At 69.8% G+C, this 18721-nt stretch carries 18 protein-coding genes and 1 riboswitch; of the genes, 9 read left to right on the top strand and 9 right to left on the bottom strand.

Translation table 11 applies throughout. The features are described from left to right. Position 1: 1 nt before the first annotated feature. The 5 genes from ACWFRJ_RS10590 to ACWFRJ_RS10570 form a co-directional block, all read right to left on the bottom strand. The gene (locus ACWFRJ_RS10590) at positions 2 to 793 is read right to left on the bottom strand and encodes an ABC transporter ATP-binding protein (RefSeq protein WP_453527222.1); all 792 of its coding nucleotides are present in this window, start codon (positions 791 to 793) and stop codon (positions 2 to 4) included. Positions 794 to 837: 44 nt separating this feature from the next. Beyond that, positions 838 to 1845: a FecCD family ABC transporter permease gene (locus tag ACWFRJ_RS10585; RefSeq protein ID WP_453527219.1), complete on the bottom strand. Its 1008-nt coding sequence runs from the start codon at positions 1843 to 1845 to the stop codon at positions 838 to 840. 86 nt (positions 1846 to 1931) lie between these two features. Beyond that, a complete protein-coding gene (locus ACWFRJ_RS10580; protein ID WP_453527216.1) occupies positions 1932 to 2990 on the bottom strand; it encodes an ABC transporter substrate-binding protein in 1059 nt (352 codons plus the stop codon). 93 nt (positions 2991 to 3083) lie between these two features. Further along, a riboswitch (cobalamin riboswitch) is annotated at positions 3084 to 3269 on the bottom strand. A 45-nt stretch (positions 3270 to 3314) separates the two neighbouring features. After that, positions 3315 to 3773, bottom strand: coding sequence for a VOC family protein (locus tag ACWFRJ_RS10575; RefSeq protein ID WP_453526865.1), 459 nt, complete (start codon positions 3771 to 3773; stop codon positions 3315 to 3317). Positions 3774 to 3778: 5 nt separating this feature from the next. Further along, entirely contained in the window at positions 3779 to 4645 is an 867-nt protein-coding gene (locus ACWFRJ_RS10570) for a helix-turn-helix domain-containing protein (protein WP_453526862.1), read from the bottom strand. A 216-nt stretch (positions 4646 to 4861) separates the two neighbouring features. Between ACWFRJ_RS10570 and ACWFRJ_RS10565 the strand changes: the two genes are divergently transcribed. Continuing rightward, positions 4862 to 6004, top strand: a complete 1143-nt coding sequence (locus ACWFRJ_RS10565; protein ID WP_453526859.1) for a haloacid dehalogenase-like hydrolase — start codon at positions 4862 to 4864, stop codon at positions 6002 to 6004. Positions 6005 to 6048: 44 nt separating this feature from the next. Here ACWFRJ_RS10565 and ACWFRJ_RS10560 read toward each other — a convergent pair whose 3' ends face one another. From ACWFRJ_RS10560 to ACWFRJ_RS10550, 3 genes are all read right to left on the bottom strand, one after another. After that, the gene (locus ACWFRJ_RS10560; protein WP_453526856.1) at positions 6049 to 6306 is read right to left on the bottom strand and encodes a hypothetical protein; all 258 of its coding nucleotides are present in this window, start codon (positions 6304 to 6306) and stop codon (positions 6049 to 6051) included. 58 nt (positions 6307 to 6364) lie between these two features. Then, positions 6365 to 7720, bottom strand: a complete 1356-nt coding sequence (locus tag ACWFRJ_RS10555) for a DUF2252 domain-containing protein (protein ID WP_453526853.1) — start codon at positions 7718 to 7720, stop codon at positions 6365 to 6367. Between the two features lie 151 nt (positions 7721 to 7871). Next, positions 7872 to 8177: a hypothetical protein gene (locus ACWFRJ_RS10550; protein WP_453526851.1), complete on the bottom strand. Its 306-nt coding sequence runs from the start codon at positions 8175 to 8177 to the stop codon at positions 7872 to 7874. A gap of 142 nt (positions 8178 to 8319) precedes the next feature. Here ACWFRJ_RS10550 and ACWFRJ_RS10545 point away from each other — a divergent pair, with 142 nt between their 5' ends. The 5 genes from ACWFRJ_RS10545 (at position 8320) to ACWFRJ_RS10525 (ending at position 12552) form a co-directional block, all read left to right on the top strand. Next, positions 8320 to 8688: an arsenate reductase family protein gene (locus tag ACWFRJ_RS10545; protein WP_453526848.1), complete on the top strand. Its 369-nt coding sequence runs from the start codon at positions 8320 to 8322 to the stop codon at positions 8686 to 8688. A gap of 122 nt (positions 8689 to 8810) precedes the next feature. After that, positions 8811 to 9281 (top strand): hypothetical protein, encoded by a 471-nt coding sequence (locus tag ACWFRJ_RS10540; RefSeq protein ID WP_453526846.1) that lies wholly within the window; start codon positions 8811 to 8813, stop codon positions 9279 to 9281. Between the two features lie 166 nt (positions 9282 to 9447). Continuing rightward, entirely contained in the window at positions 9448 to 10467 is a 1020-nt protein-coding gene (gene glnII / locus ACWFRJ_RS10535) for a glutamine synthetase (RefSeq protein ID WP_453526843.1), read from the top strand. A gap of 381 nt (positions 10468 to 10848) precedes the next feature. Continuing rightward, a complete protein-coding gene (locus ACWFRJ_RS10530) occupies positions 10849 to 11472 on the top strand; it encodes a winged helix-turn-helix domain-containing protein (protein ID WP_453526840.1) in 624 nt (207 codons plus the stop codon). An 84-nt stretch (positions 11473 to 11556) separates the two neighbouring features. Beyond that, positions 11557 to 12552, top strand: a complete 996-nt coding sequence (locus ACWFRJ_RS10525; protein ID WP_453526837.1) for an NAD-dependent epimerase/dehydratase family protein — start codon at positions 11557 to 11559, stop codon at positions 12550 to 12552. Between the two features lie 121 nt (positions 12553 to 12673). Here ACWFRJ_RS10525 and ACWFRJ_RS10520 read toward each other — a convergent pair whose 3' ends face one another. Further along, positions 12674 to 14884 (bottom strand): MMPL family transporter, encoded by a 2211-nt coding sequence (locus ACWFRJ_RS10520; protein WP_453526834.1) that lies wholly within the window; start codon positions 14882 to 14884, stop codon positions 12674 to 12676. Between the two features lie 280 nt (positions 14885 to 15164). On the opposite strand from ACWFRJ_RS10520, the gene ACWFRJ_RS10515 reads away from it, so the two are divergent. From ACWFRJ_RS10515 to ACWFRJ_RS10505, 3 genes are all read left to right on the top strand, one after another. Then, complete coding sequence (locus ACWFRJ_RS10515) at positions 15165 to 16436, top strand: sensor histidine kinase (RefSeq protein ID WP_453526831.1); 1272 nt, start codon at positions 15165 to 15167, stop codon at positions 16434 to 16436. After that, positions 16421 to 17071: a LuxR C-terminal-related transcriptional regulator gene (locus ACWFRJ_RS10510; protein WP_383278000.1), complete on the top strand. Its 651-nt coding sequence runs from the start codon at positions 16421 to 16423 to the stop codon at positions 17069 to 17071. Before ACWFRJ_RS10515 ends, ACWFRJ_RS10510 begins: the two co-directional genes overlap by 16 nt. 77 nt (positions 17072 to 17148) lie before the next feature. Beyond that, positions 17149 to 18678 (top strand): DUF1996 domain-containing protein, encoded by a 1530-nt coding sequence (locus tag ACWFRJ_RS10505; protein ID WP_453527213.1) that lies wholly within the window; start codon positions 17149 to 17151, stop codon positions 18676 to 18678. The last annotated feature ends 43 nt before the right edge of the window (positions 18679 to 18721 follow it).

Raw genomic sequence — 18721 nt, 5'->3', positions numbered from 1 at the left:
GTCAGCCTCGCAGGAAGCGGATCGACGGGCGGCTGTCCTGGCCGCCGCCGTCCACCCTCGTCACCACCGCCCGCACCCCGTACACCTTCGCGATCAGCTCCTCCGTGATCACCTCGGACGGTGTGCCCGCCGCATGGGCCACGCCTTCGCGCAGGACCAGTACGTGGTCGCAGAACATGGCGGCCAGGTTCAGGTCGTGCAGGGCGATCACGCTGGTCAGGGGGAGGTCGGCGACCAGGGACAGGAGGTCGAGCTGGTGCTGGATGTCCAGGTGGTTGGTCGGTTCGTCAAGCAGGAGCTCCTGGGGAGCCTGGGCCAGGGCCCTGGCTATCTGGACCCGTTGGCGTTCGCCGCCGGAGAGGGTGTGCCAGGACTGGCCCGCGCGGTCGGCAAGGCCTGTGCGGGTCAGGGCCTCGTGGACCGCCTCGTCGTCCTGGGGCGTGGACGGGGACCACGCCCTGCGGTGCGGGATGCGGCCCAGGCGTACGACATCCTCCACCGACAACTCGACCTGCGTGGTGGCGTCCTGGTCCACCACCGCCACCCTGCGTGCCACCGTGCGGCGGCCCACGTCCCGCAGCGGACGGCCGTCCAGCGTGACCGCTCCCGATGCCGGGGCCAGGACGCCCGCCAGGATGCGCAGGAGGGTGGACTTGCCCGAGCCGTTCGGGCCGAGCAGGCCGACCGTGGATCCGGGGGGCGGGGCCAGGGTCACTCCGTCGACTATGAGGTGGCCGCCCGCCGTTCTGGTCACTCGGTCGGCTCGCAGGCCACGTTCGGCCTGTGGAATCACATCGTCGGTCACTTCGTCAGGCACGTCGTCGGTCACTTCGTCAGTCACGTCGTCTTTCGCGTGCGGTAGAGGACCAGGACGAATGCCGGTACGCCGATCAGGGACGTCACCACGCCCACCGGGACCTCCTGCGGGTCCAGGACCGTACGGGCGAGCGTGTCCACCCACACCAGGAACACCGCGCCCGCGAGCGCCGTGACCGGGAGCAGTCGCGCGTGCCCCGAGCCGCCCAGGGCGCGGGCCGCGTGCGGCAGGACCAGGCCGACGAAGCCGATGGCGCCCGCGCTGCTGACCAGCGCCGCCGTGAGCAGGGCCGTGGTGGAGAGCAGCAGGAGGCGGGTGCGGGCCACGTGGACTCCCAGCGTCGCCGCCGCGTCCTGGCCGAACACGAACGCGTCCAGGGTGCGGGCATGCGCCAGGCAGATGACGAGCGCGACGACGAGCACCGCCCCGCACAGCCAGACGTCCGTCCAGCCCACCCCGCTCAACGAGCCGAGCAGCCAGAACAGGACGCCCCGCGTCGTCTCCGCGTCGCCCGCCGTGAGGATCACGAAGGAGGTGAGCGCGGAGAAGAGCTGCATCGCCGCAACGCCGGAAAGCACCACCCTGTCGGTGCTCCCGCCCAGGGTGTGGCTGAGCAGCAGGACGAGGGCGAACGAGCAGAGGGCCCCCACGAAGGCACCCGCCGAGATCGACACCACTCCCCCGCCGACCCCCAGGACGACGATCGCGACCGCCCCCGTGGAAGCGCCCGAGGAGACGCCGAGCACGAAGGGGTCGGCCAGCGGATTGCGCAGGAGGGACTGGAGGACCGTTCCGCACACCGCGAGGCCCGCGCCGCAGACCGCAGCGAGGAGCGTGCGCGGCATGCGCAGGTTCCAGACGATGCCGTCCCGGATGGGCGTCAGCTCCGCCTCGCCCCAGCCGAGGTGGGCCGCCACCGCCGACCACACGTCCGGTACGGAGATGTCGGCGGGGCCGATCGTGACGGCCACCGCCACGGAGAGGGCGAGGGCGGCGAGTCCCGCCGTCCAGAGCAGTATCTGGCGCACACCGCCCGCGAGACCGGCACGGGAACCGACGTCAGGGCCGACACCGACACCGACACGGGCACGGGCGCCGACACCGGCGCCACCCCTCACTTGTCGAGCCCGAACTCGCGCAACGCGTCGGCGACTTGCTCCACGCCGTCCACCGTACGGATCGTCGGGTTCATGGCCTGGCCGCTCAGCAGCACGTACCGCTTCTTCTTCACCGCGGTCAGGTTCTTGGTGACCGGGTTGGACTCCAGGAACTCGATCTTCTTCTTCGCGCTCTCGGCCGTCTGCGACTTGCGGGTGAGGTCGCCGATGACCAGGACGTCCGGGTCACGGTCCGCCACCGTCTCCCAGTTGATCTGGGGCCACTCCTCGTGGGTGTCGTCGAAGACGTTCTTCGTGCCGAGCTCGCGGGTGATGATGCCCGGCGCTCCGCAGCAGCCCGCGATGTAGGGGGCGTCGGAGTTGGCGAACCAGTAGAGGAGCGAAGTGTCGGACGCTTCGATCTTCTCCGTGGCATTCGCCACCCGGCCCTTGAGCTCCGTGATCAGGCGTTCGCCGCGCTTCTCGACCCCGAAGGCCTTGGCCAGGTCCCGCACCTCGCCGTACACCGTGTCCATGGTCAGCGTCTTGACCCGCTTGCCGTCGCCGTCACCGCTGTTGTCCTTGCCCGCGCAGTCGGACGGCGAGACGTAGGCGGGTACGCCGAGTTCGGCGAACTTGGCGCGGTCCGCGACGCCGCCCTTGCTGACCGTCGCCAGGAAGGACGCGGTGACGAAGTCCGGCTCCTTGGCGAGGACCTTCTCGAAGGAGGGGTAGCTGTCGGCGATCCGGGGCACCTTGGCGTTGTCCTTCTCCAGACCTCCCAGCACCGGGTCCGTCCAGGTCCCGGTGCCGACCATGCGGTCCGCGAGGCCGAGGGAGAGCAGGATCTCGGTGGAGCCCTGGTCGAGGGAGACCGCCCGCTGCGGCGGCGCCTTGATCTCCGCCTTCTTGCCGCAGGAGGTCAGGGTCAGTGGATAGCCGTCGGCCTTCTTGCCCGCCGCCGACGTGGCGGAGGAATCCGACGAGCCGCCGCAGGAGGTCAGAGTGACGGCCAGAGCCGCGCTGAGGAAGACGGGCGTACGTACGCGACGGGCTGCACTGCGAAGGACGGGTATACGTACACGACGGGCTGTGGAGGACACACGATCCCTTGAGTCTCACGGCTCATACGCGGAGCCTGGCCTGCTTCGTCACCTCCGCCGCTCGGTGCGCGGGCGAAGGCGCCAGCAGGTCTTCGGACTCGGGGATCGGCCGGACGGGGCGCCTTCCCAGGCGTCCGTGGACGCCCAGTGGCCGTGGCCCCGCCCGTACCCCCTCACCGCTGCGCGTCAGTTCCGGATTCGCACCGGATTCCCTGGCCCTGGTGTGGGTCGACTGGCGTCCGCAAGCTATCACGCGAGGTCAGGACGCCCCACAGAATGCCTGGTCAAGACGCCTGGTCAGGACGCCTCGTCGGGCCTCGGTGCGCCGCGGTAGGTGCCGAAGGACCACTTGTTGCCCTCGGGGTCGGCGATCGCGAACTCCCGGCTGCCGTACGGCTGGTCCTCGATCTCACGGATGATCTTGACCCCTGCGGCACTGAGCCGCTGGTAGAGGTCGTCCACGTGATCGGTGACGACGTACGCGCCGAAGGTGCCCGGCTTCAGGCACCAGTCCTGCGACTTCTCGTCGTACGAGCCGAGCATCACGGCGCCGCCCTCGGGCCAGTCGAGCTCGGCGTGGGCCACGCGGTCGCCGTCCTCGTAGACGGCGGTGCGCAGGAAGCCGACCGTGCCGACCAGGAAGTCGATCAGGGCGGGGGCGTCGTTGGCCTGGAGCGACGGCCAGACATCGGGGGCGCGCCCGGCTGAAGCGGAGGTGGGCTGGGACTGAGGCTGCTTCTTCTCGTTGGTGTCCATGAGTCCTACTCTTCGCCCCCGCCATGGCTCCCGGCTTGGATATTCCGGCACTCTTCGGCCAGCCAGCCGCTGGGGCTCACCCCGGTGTACTGCCGGAAGTCCCGTACGAGGTGGGAGTGGTCGTAATAGCCGCAGTCGGCGGCGACGCGGGCCAGGTCGGGGGCGCCGCCCGAGGCGACAGGGCGTACGACGGCGTTGCGGGCGCGCTGGAAGCGCATCAGGCGGCCCGCCTGCTTGGGGCTCAGGCCCGTCTCGGCACGGAAGAGCGTGGTCAGGCGGCGTTCGCTGAGCGCCACGTGCCGGGAGAGGCCGCGCAGGGTGCCGACGCCCCGGTGCCGGGCGAGCCAGGCCCAGGCCTCGGCGACCTCGGGCCGTACGGCTCCGTCCGCGTCGGCGTCGGTCACGCGCTGCCTCAGATACGCGGACAGGGAGGCGAATCGCTCCTCCCACCCACCCTGCTCGCACAGCAGCTCCCGTACATCCACGGCGCGGCGCCCCATCACCTCCGCGCCGGACGTCACCAGGTCTCCGGTCAGCTCCGAGGCCGGGACGCCGAACAGGGCGCGGGCGGCGAGCGGATGCACGGCGAGCTGGATGCCCGCCTCGTGCTCGGGCCGCACGACGTACGCCGGGGACTGGTGCAGGCCGCCGAGGACGATGTCCGTGCGGATGGCGTCGGGGCCGACCGCCTGCTCGGGGCTGTGGCCGGTGGCGACGGGGCCGTCCAGCGAGAAGATCAGCGTCAGGTACGGGGACGGCAGGCCGCGGTGCAGGCCGGGCCGCTCACCCGCCGTGCGGTAGCCGACGGCGGACACCACCATGTCGTCGAGCCGCGGAGCAGCCCGAACGAACTCGCGGGAGACGGTCTCCATGCCATCCAGTATGCGACCCACTGCGCGATGAGCACCGCTCAGAAGCAGGCCCGAGCAGCCCGGAAGGCCCGGCAGGCGTCCCATCCCACTACCCGCCCACGGCCGACCCATGCCCGTTCCGTCCGGTGATGTCGATCATGGGAATCCGCTGTCCCACCCCATACGATGACCCGCCGCTCCGGACGGGGCGCAGACCGCTCTCAGGGGGCACAAACCATGACAGTAAAGGCAAAGGGCAAGCTGGCCGTACTCGGCACGGCGGGCGCGCTCACCGCGGCCGTCCTCGCGGGCACGGCCCTCTGGCCGAGCACGGACGCGACGGCCGCGGACGCCTCGGCGAGAACCGCCGCGAAGACCTCCAAGGCCACCGCCGAGCTGAAGCACTGGCCCAAGCCGGTCGCCAAGAAGCTGGGCAAGGTCATCGCGAAGAACGAGCACAAGGGCGCGTACGCCGTCTTCGACGCGGACAACACGACGTACCGCAACGACCTGGAGGAGTCCCTCCTGCCCTTCCTGGAGATGAAGGGGGTGCTGACCCGCAAGTCGATGGACCCGTCGCTGAAGATCATCCCCTTCAAGGACACGGCGAAGCACAAGGAGAGCCTCTACAGCTACTACCTCCGGCTCTGCGACATCGACGACCAGGTCTCCTATCCGTGGGCCGCGCAGATCTTCTCCGGTTTCACGCTGAAGGAGCTCAAGGGGTACGTCGACGAGCTCCTGGCCTATGACAAGCCCATCCCCGCCGAGTACTACGAGGACGGGAAGCTGACGAAGACCGAGGTCAAGAAGCCCGAGTTCTTCACCGGCATGCAGGAGCTCTACAACTCGCTGCAAGGGCACGGCATCGAGGTGTACGTCGTCAGCGCGGCCAGCGAGGACCTGGTGCGGATGGTCCTCGCCGACCCCAAGTACGGCTACAACGTGAAGCCCGAGAACGTCATCGGCGTCGGCCTGCAGCTCAAGGACCGCAAGACCGGCGAGCTCACCAGCTCCCGCAAGGAGATCGCGGAGGGCCGCTTCGACGAGAAGAAGCTCGCCAAGCGCGAGCTGACGCCGAACCTGTGGGCGCCGCTGACCTGGTACCAGGGCAAGCCCGCGGCCATCAACACGTACATCGACGAGTGGAAGAAGCCGATCCTCGCGGCGGGCGACACCCCGGTGAGCGACGGCCCGATGCTGTTCCACTCGGCGGACGTGGCGCACGGCGGGGCGCGGGTCTGGGTCAACCGCAAGGACTCGTACATGAAGCAGCTGAACGAGATGAAGCAGAAGAACGCCGACCGGCAGCGGGAGCTCGGCCAGAAGGTGACCGCGGACAAGCGGTGGCTGACGGTGGTCCCGGACGAGATCCGCTAGACCCCCATACCCCCCCATAGGTCCCCATAGGTCCACAGGGACGTCTAGCCGTCCCAGGTACGTCTGAGTCGCTTCCGCCGGGTGCCGCGCCCGCCCCGCCCGCTCGGCGGAAGCATGGCGCCCGGCGGCCCCGGCGCGTAGAGCACCTGCCAGAACACCGTCGCCGCGAGCACCCAGACGAGCCGGCCGACGCCGATCCCACCCCCGAAGGCGCCTCCGAAGAAGCCCAGGGCGAGGGGCACGAGCGTGCGGGGAAGGCCCCAGCCGAGCAGCCGCCGTACGCCGTACGCCGTCGGGGGCACTCCCGCAGCGCGGCGAAGGCGTCCACCGCGTTTCAGAACCGTCGTTCAGAACCGTCCTTCAGAGCGGCTTCGGCTCCTCGGCGTTCACCACCCCCGAGGCGATCGCCTCCGTCAGCGCCGCGTGGTCCTGGGTGTTCTGCACGGCATAGCGCAGCGCGAAGTCCGCGATCGCCCGGTCGAACGTGTCGGAGCCGCCCAAGTAGGCGGCCATGGCCACGCGGTCGCCGGAGCGGGCGTGGGCGCGGGCCAGGGCCGTGCCGCAGAGCCGGGCGTAGGAGCGCAGCTCCGACGCGGACATGGCCTCGACGTCCGCGGAGCCCTTCATGTCGCGGAGCTGGCGCCAGTAGTACGAGCGGCCCTGGGGGCCCGTCATCCAGCCGAGGAAGATGTCGCTCGCCGCCTGGAGCAGGCGCTGTCCCGCGACCACGCGGTGGCCGGGGTGGGCGTAAGGACCTGCCGGAAGGTGCTCCTCCAGTACCGAGCGGACCGCCTCCTTGATCTGGAGGAAGAGCGGGTCGTCGGCGTCGCGCCCCGCGAGGAGCACGATGAAGCAGCGGGTGCCGACACTGCCCACGCCCACCACTTTCCGCGCCGCGTCCACGAAGTGGTAGCGGTCGAGGAGGAGTCGGCGCTCCTCGGAGAGCGTGGAGCGGTAGTCGCCGAAGATCTTGCGCACGGCCGCGAGGTCCGGGGCGCCCGCCGGTACGAGGAGCGGCGGGTCGTGGATGATGCGGCGGACGCCGGGAGCTCCGTCGACCTCCTCCGTCAGCTTGCCGAGTGCCTGGAGGCTCGTGCGGCGGCGGGCCCGGTCGAGGGTGGTCGCCGCGCGCTCGCGGTGGCGGTCGGAGCGGATGAGGGGCAACAGGTCCTGTGCGTCCGTCCGTTCGTACCAGACGGCCAGTTCGCCGAGACCCGCCAGGCGCCTCATCGACGTGCGGTACGCCGCCACCGCCGCGAGACAGGCCTCGCGCGCCCCGGCCTCCGGGTGACCGTTGCCGCCGGCCGCCACGGCGATGCTCGCGGCCAGGCGTTTGACGTCCCACTCGAAGGGTCCTGGGCAGGTCTCGTCGAAGTCGTCGAGGTCGAAGAGCAGCGTGCGTTCCGGCGACGCGAACAGACCGAAGTTCAACAGGTGGGCGTCGCCGCAGAGTTGGACCATGAGCCCGGTGTGCCGCTGGACGGCGAGGTCTCCCGCCATGACGGCGGCGGCGCCCCGCAGGAAGGAGAAGGGGGAGGCGGCCATGCGGGCGTACCGGATGGGCAGCAGCTCCTGTACGCGGTCCGCGCCCTGCCGCTCGAGGACGGCCACCGGGTCGGGGCGGTCGGCGGAGGGTATCCAGGCTCCGTGCGAGGAACGGGAAGCATGCTTGCGGGCGGCCCTGCCCTGCCGGGCGCGCTCGTCCGGGGTGGTCATCGCCCCTGGCCCCTCTCCGTCGGCAACTCCAGGCAACAGCCTCCTCTCAGCAGCAGCCAATGCCGCCGTAGGCGCGTACGCATGCCGGGTACGGCGAACGGGTGACCCTGCCGAGGGGCGGGGGCCTCGGGCCCCCGCCCGTGTGCACGGCTCAGCGGCTGTACCGCATGAGGGCGCGCACCATATGGCAGGTGATGTCCGACGGCGGGTGGATTCCCACATCCTGAGCCATGCTCCGGATCCGGGTGTTGCTCGCTTGGTTCGCCAGATAGACGCCCGAGTCGAGAAGGGCTATCGCCAGGCGCATGGCCTTCAGGCGCCGGTTGTGCGTGATGTACCACTCGCGCGGCCGTCCGGCCGGGAGCGGTCGCTTCTCCAGTGGTGCGTACGTCGGGTCGATGATCACGGGCCGGGAAGCATTGCGCTTCGACTTCGATGTGAGTGCGGCAGCGGGCACAGGCATCCTCCTGTCGCGGTCAGGAACCCCCGTCGGGAACCCTCGAACACTGCTTCAATTCTACTGCCGGGCACTGACAATCGCCGCTGGCCAGACGGGCTTTGAGGGGTTGTGACGGGTGGGGCGGAGGTAGCGTGTGCGCATGGAGATCTGGATCAATCCCGCCTGCTCGAAGTGCCGCAGCGCGCTCACCCTGCTCGACGCGGAGGGCGCCGACTACACCGTCCGCCGCTACCTCGACGACGTACCCACCAAGGACGAGATCCGTGCAGTCCTCGACCGGCTCGGCCTGGAGCCGTGGGACATCACGCGCACCCAGGAGGACGCCGCCAAGGAGCTGAATCTGAAGGACCGCGAGGCCTGGCCGCGCGACGCGTCGGGCCGCGACCGCTGGATCACGGCACTCGCCGAGCACCCCAAGCTCATCCAGCGGCCCATCATCACCGCCGACGACGGCACCGCGGTGGTGGGGCGCACGGAGGAGGCGGTACGGGACGCGCTGTCACGGTAGCGACAGATGACCGCCGACTGATGGGTCATATCGGTCCAACCGTTACATGTCACTTCATAGCGTTGGGCACTCCACACGCCGCCGGCCGGACGAAGGATCCGGGGAACGGAAAGGAGTGCGCCGTGCGGAGCCTGATGGCCGAAGGCGTATACGGCACCATCCTCGCGAGTGCGCTGATCGCGGCGCTGCACTCGGACGAACAGGCCTACACGCCCTACTACGACGCGGCATGGATCATGGTGACCGCGGGCACCGCGGCCCTCGCGCACGGATACGCGCACCACATGTCCACGCACCGGCCGGGATCGGGGCTGCACCGATGGCGGCAGCTGGCCTGGAAGCTCGTGGACGAGTGGCCGGTGGTGGTCGCCTGCTGGCCCGCCGTGGGGCTGCTCTTGCTCGCGGGCACCTTCGGCTGGCCCGAGGCGCCCGTCACGTACTCCGTGCTCTTCCTGAACGCGGCCCTCCTCCTCGCCTGGGGCACCTTCGCCGCGCTCCGTGCGGGCTACCGGCAGCGCTCGGCCGTGCTCATCGGCATGGCGGACGCGACGATCGGGCTGCTCATCGCGGCGGCCAACGCCGTCATCAAGTGACGTGTGCGGCACGTGGAGTGAACTGAGCCACATCCACCGCAGGTAACACCGGGTTCACATTCGAGCAACGGACGGGAAATCGCCCGTTGGCATGCTCCCCGGCATCACCACGGCACCGCAGCACCCGCACGTTCTGCGCCGTACCGAGCGTTTTAAGGATGGCCCCGTGACCTTCAAGGCTGAGTACATCTGGATCGACGGCACCGCGCCGACCGCCAAGCTCCGTTCGAAGACGAAGATCATGACGGACGGCGCGGAGCTCCCCACCTGGGGCTTCGACGGATCCAGCACCAACCAGGCCAAGGGTCACGCATCCGACCGCGTGCTCAAGCCGGTCTTCACCTGCCCCGACCCGATCCGTGGCGGCGACGACGTACTCGTCCTGTGCGAGGTCCTCAACACGGACATGACGCCGCACGAGTCCAACACCCGTGCCGCGCTCGCCGAGGTCGAGGAGCGGTTCGGCTCGCAGGAGCCGATCTTCGGCATCGAGCAGGAGTACACCTTCTTCGAGGGCGACCGCCCGCTCGGCTTCCCCGTCGGCGGCTTCCCTGCCGCGCAGGGCGGCTACTACTGCGGCGTCGGCTCGGACGAGATCTTCGGCCGTGACGTCGTAGAGGCGCACCTGGAGAACTGCCTCAAGGCGGGCCTCGGGATATCCGGCATCAATGCCGAGGTCATGCCGGGACAGTGGGAGTTCCAGGTCGGCCCGCTGGCGCCGCTCGAGGTCTCGGACCAGCTGTGGGTCGCCCGCTGGCTGCTCTACCGCACCGCCGAGGACTTCAAGGTGTCGGCCACGCTCGACCCGAAGCCGGTGAAGGGCGACTGGAACGGCGCGGGCGCGCACACGAACTTCTCGACCAGGTCGATGCGCGAGGGCTACGCGCCGATCATCACCGCCTGCGAGTCCCTCGGCGAGGGCTCCAAGCCGCTCGACCACGTCAAGAACTACGGCGCGGGCATCGACGACCGCCTGACCGGTCTGCACGAGACCGCTCCGTGGGACGAGTACAAGTACGGCGTCTCCGACCGCGGCGCCTCGGTCCGTATCCCGTGGCAGGTCGAGGTGGAGCAGAAGGGCTACATCGAGGACCGCCGCCCGAACGCGAACGTCGACCCGTACGTCGTGACGCGCCTGATCGTCGACACCTGCTGCACCGCCCTGGAGAAGGCCGGCCAGGTCTGATCCCGTACGTGCCTCCCTCGTACGTTCCTGAAGGGGGCGCCCGCCGAATCGGCGGGCGCCCCCTTCAGCACGGTCCGGAGGGGCTGATTCAGGCCAAGGGTTCGCCAAGGAGCCGTATCAGCGTGCGAGAGGGAACGACCACCGCCCCTCCCATCTGCTTCAATGGGTACATGGGCAGCTACGGGAACATCGCGACGGGTCGGCACCACGACCTCGAGCCGTTCTGGCCTTCCCGTCAGCACCATGATTTCGACCGGGTGTGTTGCCGCGCGACGAACGCGCAGGCCCTCTAAAGCCGTTCACCCGGCCTTCGCCTGACGCGCACGACGTACGTACGTCCTCGTTGACTGACGACTCCTCCGCGCGAAAGAGCTGACCTCCATGGCGAACTCCCGTTCCTTCTCGGCGTCCACCGCTTCCACCGCCACGGCCACCGCCACCGCCACACCGCTGCCCAGCCCCGGCCGGGGGCGGCTGCGAGCCGTCGCCCCGGACGAGGTGGCGCAGATCACCGACTTCCTGCCGCCGGGCGCGACCTGGCTGCCCGCACCCCAGCACACGCTGCCCACCCTGCCGGGCCAGCCGCCGATGATCGGCTACCTCGTCCTCGTACCGGCCGGGCAGGACCCTGTCAGCACAGCCGCCGAGCCCGAGCCGCTGCGTCCTGCCGGGCCGGGGCACGGGCAGGGGCGCGGCCAGGAGCAGGCGTCCGCCGGGCCCGTCCGGATCGACTCCGTGCAGCGCGCGGCGCAGGTCGACGGCAAGCAACTCGACCTCACCTACCTGGAGTTCGAGCTGCTCGCGCACCTCGTCGCCCACCCCCACCGGGTGCACACGCGCGATCAGTTGGTGACCACGGTGTGGGGGTACGGACACGTGGGCGACGGGCGCACCGTCGACGTCCACATCGCGCGGCTGCGGCGCAAGCTGGGCGCCGACCACCGTCAGACGATCCAGACGGTGCGGCGGGTGGGTTACAAGTACGCGCCGCCGACGTCCCGCTGACCTGAGGGTTTCCTGGCGGGGCCGGGCTCTGCCACTGGCAGAACCCGGTTCCCTCGGCCGGTCCCGGCGTGCAGAGTCATCCGCATGAGACTTCTGATGCTGGGTGGTACGGAGTTCGTGGGGCGGGCCGTCGTCGAGGCGGCCCTCGCGCGCGACTGGGAGGTGACGGTCTTCCATCGCGGGCGCCATGAGGCACCCGCAGGCGCGGTGTCGCTGCTCGGCGACCGTACGGCGGAGGGCGGACTTGACGCGCTCGCCGCCTTCGAAGGGGACTGGGACCTGGTCGTCGACACCTGGTCGGGGGCGCCGAATGTCGTCCGGGACGCGGCGCGACTCCTTGCGGGGCGGGCCGGGCGGTACGCGTATGTGTCGAGCGTCTCCGTGTACGAGTGGCCGATAGCGGCGGGGTCCGACGAGAGCCACTCCCTCGTCGAGGGAGATCCCGACGCGGACGCGGTGGCGTACGCCGAGGACAAGCGGGGCGGGGAGCTCGCGGCCGTCGCGGAGTTCGGGGCCCAACGCACGCTGCTCGCCCGTGCGGGGCTGATCCTCGGCCCGAACGAGAACATCGGGCGGCTGCCGTGGTGGCTGAACCGGGTCGCCCGGGGCGGCCCCGTACTGGCCCCGGGGCCAAGGGAGTTGGGCCTCCAGTACATCGACGCGCGTGACCTCGCGGAGTGGGTTCTCGACGCTGCTCTCGCGGGTCTGCACGGCCCGTACAACATCGTCTCCCCCATCGCGCACACGACGATGGAGGAGTTCCTGGAGGCGTGCGTCGCGGTGGCCGGTGCGGCCGACACCGAACTGCGCTGGACCGAAACCTCGGTGATCGCCGAGCACGACATCGGGCCGTGGATGGAACTCCCGGTGTGGGCGCCTCCGGGGGAAATGCACGACTCCATGCACCGCACGTCGACGCAGAAGGCGGTGGCCGCGGGCCTCCGGGCGCGTCCGGTGGCGGACACGGTCGCGGACACGTGGGCCTGGCTCCAGTCGATCGGCGGCCAGGCCCCACAGCGCCCCGACCGCCCGGTGGTGGGCCTGGCCCCGGAGAAGGAAGCGAAGGCGCTGGGGCTGTGAAAACGGGGCGGTGGCCGGCTGGAGAATCCAGCCGCCCACCGCCCCGTCAGGGGCGCGGGGAACTGCGCGACCAGCCCCCACCGGACCCGCAGATCACCGCACGCGCCCCAACAGAGCGCGCCTACACCGTGGCCGACGGAATCGGCCGGTCGGCGACAGGCTGCTCAAGTGCCACAGGCTCCCCGTGCGAAACCCGGGGAAGCCACGAAAGCCCGCGCGGAGTACGCCAGTTGCGCTCTCCCAGGAGCGTCATCAGGGACGGCAGGAGCACCATCCGTACGACCGTCGCGTCGAGCAGGACCGCCACGCCGAGGCCCACGCCCATCTGCTGCATGTCCTGCATGGACAGGGTGCCGAAGACCCCGAAGACCGCCACCATGATCACGGCCGCCCCCGTCACCGCGCCCGCGGTCCGCGTGATGCCCTCGCGGATCGCCGCTCGGTTGTCCAGGCCCTTGTCCCGCGCCTCACTGATCCGCGAGACCACGAACACGTGGTAGTCCATCGACAGGCCGAAGAGGACCACGAGGACGAACAGCGGTATCCAGTTCTCGACCGCCCCCACCTGCTCCGAGCCGATCAGCTCCGCGCCCCAGCCGTGCTGGAAGACCGCGGTCATCACGCCATAGGCCGCGCCCACCGAGAGCAGGTTGAGGGCGATGGACGTCACCGCGATCACCACGGAGCGGAAGCTGAAGAGCATCAGCAGGAACGTCACCGCCGCGATGAAGGCGAACACCGGGATGATGCCCTTGCTTAGCTGGTCGCTGAAGTCCTCGGAGTCGGCGAGGTCCCCGCCGACGTACGCGTCCGCGTCCAGGCCGTCGAAGGCCGCGGGCACCACGTCGTCCCGGAGCTCGCCGAGCGCCTTCTTCGACCGCTCGCCACTGCCGTCACCGGGCAGCGGTACGTCGATCTCGGCCACGCCCGCGCTCTTGTGGACGGTGAGTTCGGCGCCCTTGCCCGCGTCCCGCACCACCTTCGCCAGCGCGGCGCGCATCTCCTTCGACTCGATGCCGGCCGCGTCATCCGCCTTGACGACAATCTGCGCCGGTGCCGGGCCGCCCGGGAACTCCTGGGTGATCTCACGGAAGGAGACCGAGAGCGGGGCGTCCGAGCCGAACTGCTTCTCCAGGCCCAGCTGTTCGGTCTTCATGCCGAGTGCGGGCGCCGCGAGGGCGAGGAGCAGGACCGCGGAGCCGACGGCGAAGAACTTCGGCCTGGCGAGGACGGGGTGCAGCAGCTTGCCCGCGATGCCTCCGCTGGCGTGCGCGCCCTTCTTGCCCCTCTCCCCCTTCGTTCCCTTGCGGTTCAGGAACGGGATGCGGCCCGCGTTGATCCGGTCGCCGAGCGCGGAGAGCAGCGCGGGAAGCACCGTCACCGAGCCCAGCATCGCCACGCACACCACCAGGATCGTGGCGACCGCGAAGCCCTTGAAGAGCAGAAGCCCCGACAGGAACATCCCCGCCATCGCGACCATCACCGTCAGGCCCGAGACCAGGACGGCACGCCCACTGGTGGCCGCCGCGATCCGCAGCGCGGTATCGGCGTCGTGTCCGGCCGCCCGCTCGTCCCGCTCGCGCCGCAGATAGAACAGGCAGTAGTCGACGCCGACCGCGAGCCCCATCAGGAACATCACCGAGTACGTCGTCTCGAAGAGGTGCAGCTGGTGGCTGGCGAGCGAGAGCAGGCCGAAGGCCGCCACGCACGCGGTCAGCGCGAGCCCCACAGGGAGCAGCGCCGCGACCACGGCCCCGAACGCGACCAGGAGGATGCCGAGCGCCAGTGGCACGGCGGTGAACTCGGCCTTGGTGAAGTCGTCCGAGAGCAGGTCGCCGAGGTGCTTCTCCGAGCTGGCGTCGCCGAACTGGTAGACGTTCAGGCCGTCTTGGGCCCCCTTGTCCTTCGCCTTCTGCACCGCGTCGAGCACCGGCTGGACCCGGTCGGCGGCCTCGTCGGACTTGCCCTTCATCTGGAAGCGGATGAGCCCGTCCTTGCCGTCCTTGGAGGGCAGCGGCGCCTGGATGTTCCTGGTCTCGCCGGTCGCCGCCAGGGCCTTGGAGAGGTCGCTCGCCGCGCCCCGCCAGCCGCTCGCCGTCTTGGCGCTGACCATGACGAGCTCGCCCGCGGGCTCTTCGACACCCGCGTCCTTGAGGATCGCCGCGGCCCGGCCCGAGTCGCCGACCCCCATCTCGTCGTCGGACGCGGTGACCATGCCCGAGGCCCCGCCGATGGTCGTGGCGAGCACGACGAAGAGCAGCCAGCCGAGGATGGCCGTCTTGCGGTGGTGGGCGCTCCACACACCGAGTCGTGCCGCGAGGTTTGGCCTCATGGCGTTTTCGCCCCCATAGATAAGCGTTGGATAAGCCGGTTGTTGACGGGGACAACGCTAGAAATCCGGGGCCCGCCCACCCAGCCGCCGAAGCCCCCACTGTCCGAAGCACAAGGCGACATACGGGGGTGTCGTCAGGTACACCCCCTGCTCGGGTGCCGGACCCAATGACCTGCGCCGGTCACAGCGGCGAGAATGTGTCCATGCCGCTGGAAGAGCCGGAAGGGCTCGAAGAAGAGCTCCTCGAAGAAGAGCTGGAAGACGAGATGGGGAGCAGAAAATGACGAGGGTCCGAGAATCCGTGATCGCGGGAGCCCGAGGGCTCTTCCTGTCGGTCATCATGCTCGCCGGTTCGATCACCCTCTTCGTCCTGTCGGTCCTGTCCATCGCCTTCATCACGCTGGGGATCGGCGTCTTCACGACCCCGCTGGTCCTTACCGGCGTACGCAAGTGGGCGGACCTGCGCCGCGCCCAGGCCGGCGCATGGTCGGACGTACACATCCCGCGTCCCTACCGCCCCTTCCCCGCGGACCTGCGCAGTGGCGTCACCGGGCAGGTGGAGCGCACCTCGCTGATGCTGAAGGACCCGGCCACCTGGCGGGATCTGCAGTGGCTCCTTGTCGACATGACCGCCGGCTACGTGACGGTGATCTTCGCGCCGGCGCTGCTGCTCTACCCGCTGTACGGCTATGTCCTCGCCCTCGGCGTCTGGAAGCCGATCTACGACGCGGGCGGCGGCGAGTGGTACGGCTTCATCCACGTCACCTCGCAGAGCGACGCCAACATGGCCGCCCTGCTCGGCACCGCGCTCGGCGTCATCGGCATCTTCACCAGCCCCGCCATCCTCCGCGCCCACTTCCTCCTGACCCGGACGTGCCTCGCACCCACCATCTCCATGCGGGAGCGCGAACTGGCCCGGCGCGTCGACCGGTTGACCGAGACCCGGCACGACGCCGTGGACTCCTCCGCCGCCGAACTGCGCCGCATCGAGCGGGATCTGCACGACGGCGCCCAGGCACGTCTCGTCGCGATGGGCATGGACCTCGGCACCATCGAGGCAATGATCGAGAAGAACCCGGCGAAGGCCAAGGAAATGATCGCCAAGGCCCGGCAGAACTCCGGCGAGGCGCTGACCGAGCTGCGCGACCTGGTCCGCGGGATCCACCCGCCGGTGCTCGCCGAGCGCGGCCTCGGCGACGCGGTGAAGGCCCTGGCACTGCGGCTGCCCGTCCAGACAGACGTGGACGTGGAGTTGTCCGGCCGGGCCGACGAGCCGGTGGAGTCGGCGGCGTACTTCGCGGTGAGCGAGGCCCTGACGAACACCATCAAGCACGCGGGCGCGGACCGCGTCTGGGTGGACATCCACCACACGGACGGCATGCTGCGCATCGCGGTCACCGACAACGGCAAGGGCGGCGCGTCCATCGGGGCGGGGTCCGGGCTGAGCGGGATCGAACGCCGACTCGGTACATTCGACGGCGTACTGGCCGTCAGCAGTCCCGCGGGCGGCCCGACCATGGTGACCATGGAGATCCCTTGCGAGTTGTCCTAGCCGAAGATCTCTTCCTGCTGCGTGACGGTCTGGTCCGGATGCTGGAGGCATTCGACTTCGAGATCGCCGCCGCAGTCGAGACCGGGCCCGAACTCACCAAGGCCCTGGCCGAGTTGGAGCCGGACGTCGCAGTCGTCGACGTCCGGCTTCCGCCGTCCCACACGGACGAGGGACTGCAGTGCGCGCTCGCCGCGCGGCGGGCACGGCCGGGTCTTCCCGTACTCGTGCTCTCCCAGCACGTGGAGCAGTTGTACGCGCGCGAGCTGCTCGCCGACGGGAACGGCGGGGTCGGCTATCTCCTCAAGGACCGGGTCTTCGACGCCGACCAGTTCATCGACGCCGTACGCCGGGTCGCGTCGGGCGGCACCGCGATGGACCCGCAGGTGATCCAGCAGCTCCTGTCGCGGCGGTCGGCGGACCGGCCGCTCGGCAAACTGACGCCGCGCGAGCGCGAGGTGCTCGAACTCATGGCGCAGGGACGGTCGAACGCGGCGATCGCGGGTGAGCTCGTCGTGACGGAGCGGGCGATCGCCAAGCACACGTCCAACATCTTCGGAAAGCTGGACCTCTCGGTCTCGGACGACGACAACCGGCGGGTTCTCGCCGTACTCGCCTATCTGGATCAAGGGCGCTGAGGAGACCACCCGAGAGATCGCCGGGGGAATTCCGCGCGTGATTGAACGGGGCCGACTCCTGTTGCGTACGTAGTCCCATGGGACGCACACCACGACGCACATCACGAAAACGATCAAAACTCGCCGGGCGCGCCATCGCCGCCTCGGCGGCGCTAATCCTGGGCGGCGGCGGAATGGTCGCGGTGAATGTCTACGCGAACGCCGGGCAGAGCTCCGATTCGCCGTCCGCCAGAACCCGGTCCGGCGGGCAGGGCGGCAATATGGGCCTCGCGACCATCAGCTGCCCGGACGTGGGCACCCAGCTCTCCGACGTGCCGGACGGCGCCCGCGAGGACGTCGACCGGCGGCTCGCGGAGCTGGACACCCAGATCACCGCCGCGTACGAGAAGTTCGCCGGGGCCAGGAACACCGGGCAGGCCCGGGCCGTGCTCAAGCCCCTCGAGGAGAAGCGGCGGCCGACCATCGAGGGCATCGGTTCGTCGATCGCGCGGGCGGGAGGCAAGGCGCCCCAAGGGATCGACGGCATGGCGCCGTGCACCATGCGGGCCGATGACAATGCCGGGCAGCAGCAGCCTCCGCAGAACGGGAACGGCGGACAGCAGCCGCCCCAGGACGGGAACGGCGGCGAACAGCCCCCCGGTGACGGCGCCGACGGGGGTGACGGCGGGCAGCAGCCACCGGGTGACGGTGCCGGGCAGCCGCCGGACCAGCAGAACGGCAACGGCCCCGAAGCCGGCGACTTCGTCGACATCAACTCCGTACAGCCCAACGTCAACCGCCCCGGCAAACAGCGCAACGCGTCGCGCGGCACCTTCACCACGAAATGCGGGAAGAACGAGAACGGCAAGTTCAATTCGGACAATGTCATCGCCGCGCCCGGCGTGAGCAATGGCGCTCACCATATGCACGATTACGTCGGAAATCAGGCCACGGACGCCTTCTCAAGCGACGACGATCTCGCGAACGGCGGCACCACGTGCACAAACCAGGGAGACAAGTCCACCTACTACTGGCCGGTCCTGCGGCTGCAGAACGGAGAGGACGAGAACGACGCGGGCGCGGACGGCGGCGGCAAGGACCAGAATGTCGGCAAGATCCAGACCCCGGCCTCGGTCACGCTGAAATTCGCCGGGAATCCGACGAGCAAGGTCGTCGCGATGCCGCGCTTCCTGCGCATCATCACCGGTGACGCCAAGGCCCTCACCAATGGTGATGCGAACGCCAACGCGTCCTGGAGCTGCACCGGCTTCGAGAACCGGCAGCTGAAGGACAAGTATCCGATCTGCCCCGCAGGCAGCAAGGTCGTGCGGACCTTCAACTTCCAGAGCTGCTGGGACGGCCAGAACACCGACAGCGCCAATCACCGCACGCATGTGGCCTTCGCCGACAAGGGAAGCGGCGCCTGCCCGCAAGGGTTCAAGGCCATTCCGCAGCTGGTGCAGCGCATCGTGTACGACGTGCCGCCGGGGCCGGGATTCGCCGTCGACTCGTTCCCCGAGCAGCTGCACAAACCGATCACCGATCACGGTGACTTCATCAACGTGTTCGACGAAAAGCTGATGAAACGCATGGCCAAGTGCATCAACAGTGGTCAGCGCTGCAACTGAACACCCCCGCAGCCGAGCACTGCGACTGAGCCGACCTGAACCT

The organism is Streptomyces sp. NPDC055239, from assembly GCF_053606205.1.
Note: the sequence above shows the minus strand (reverse complement) of the source record. Positions and strands in the feature narration are given on the sequence as shown.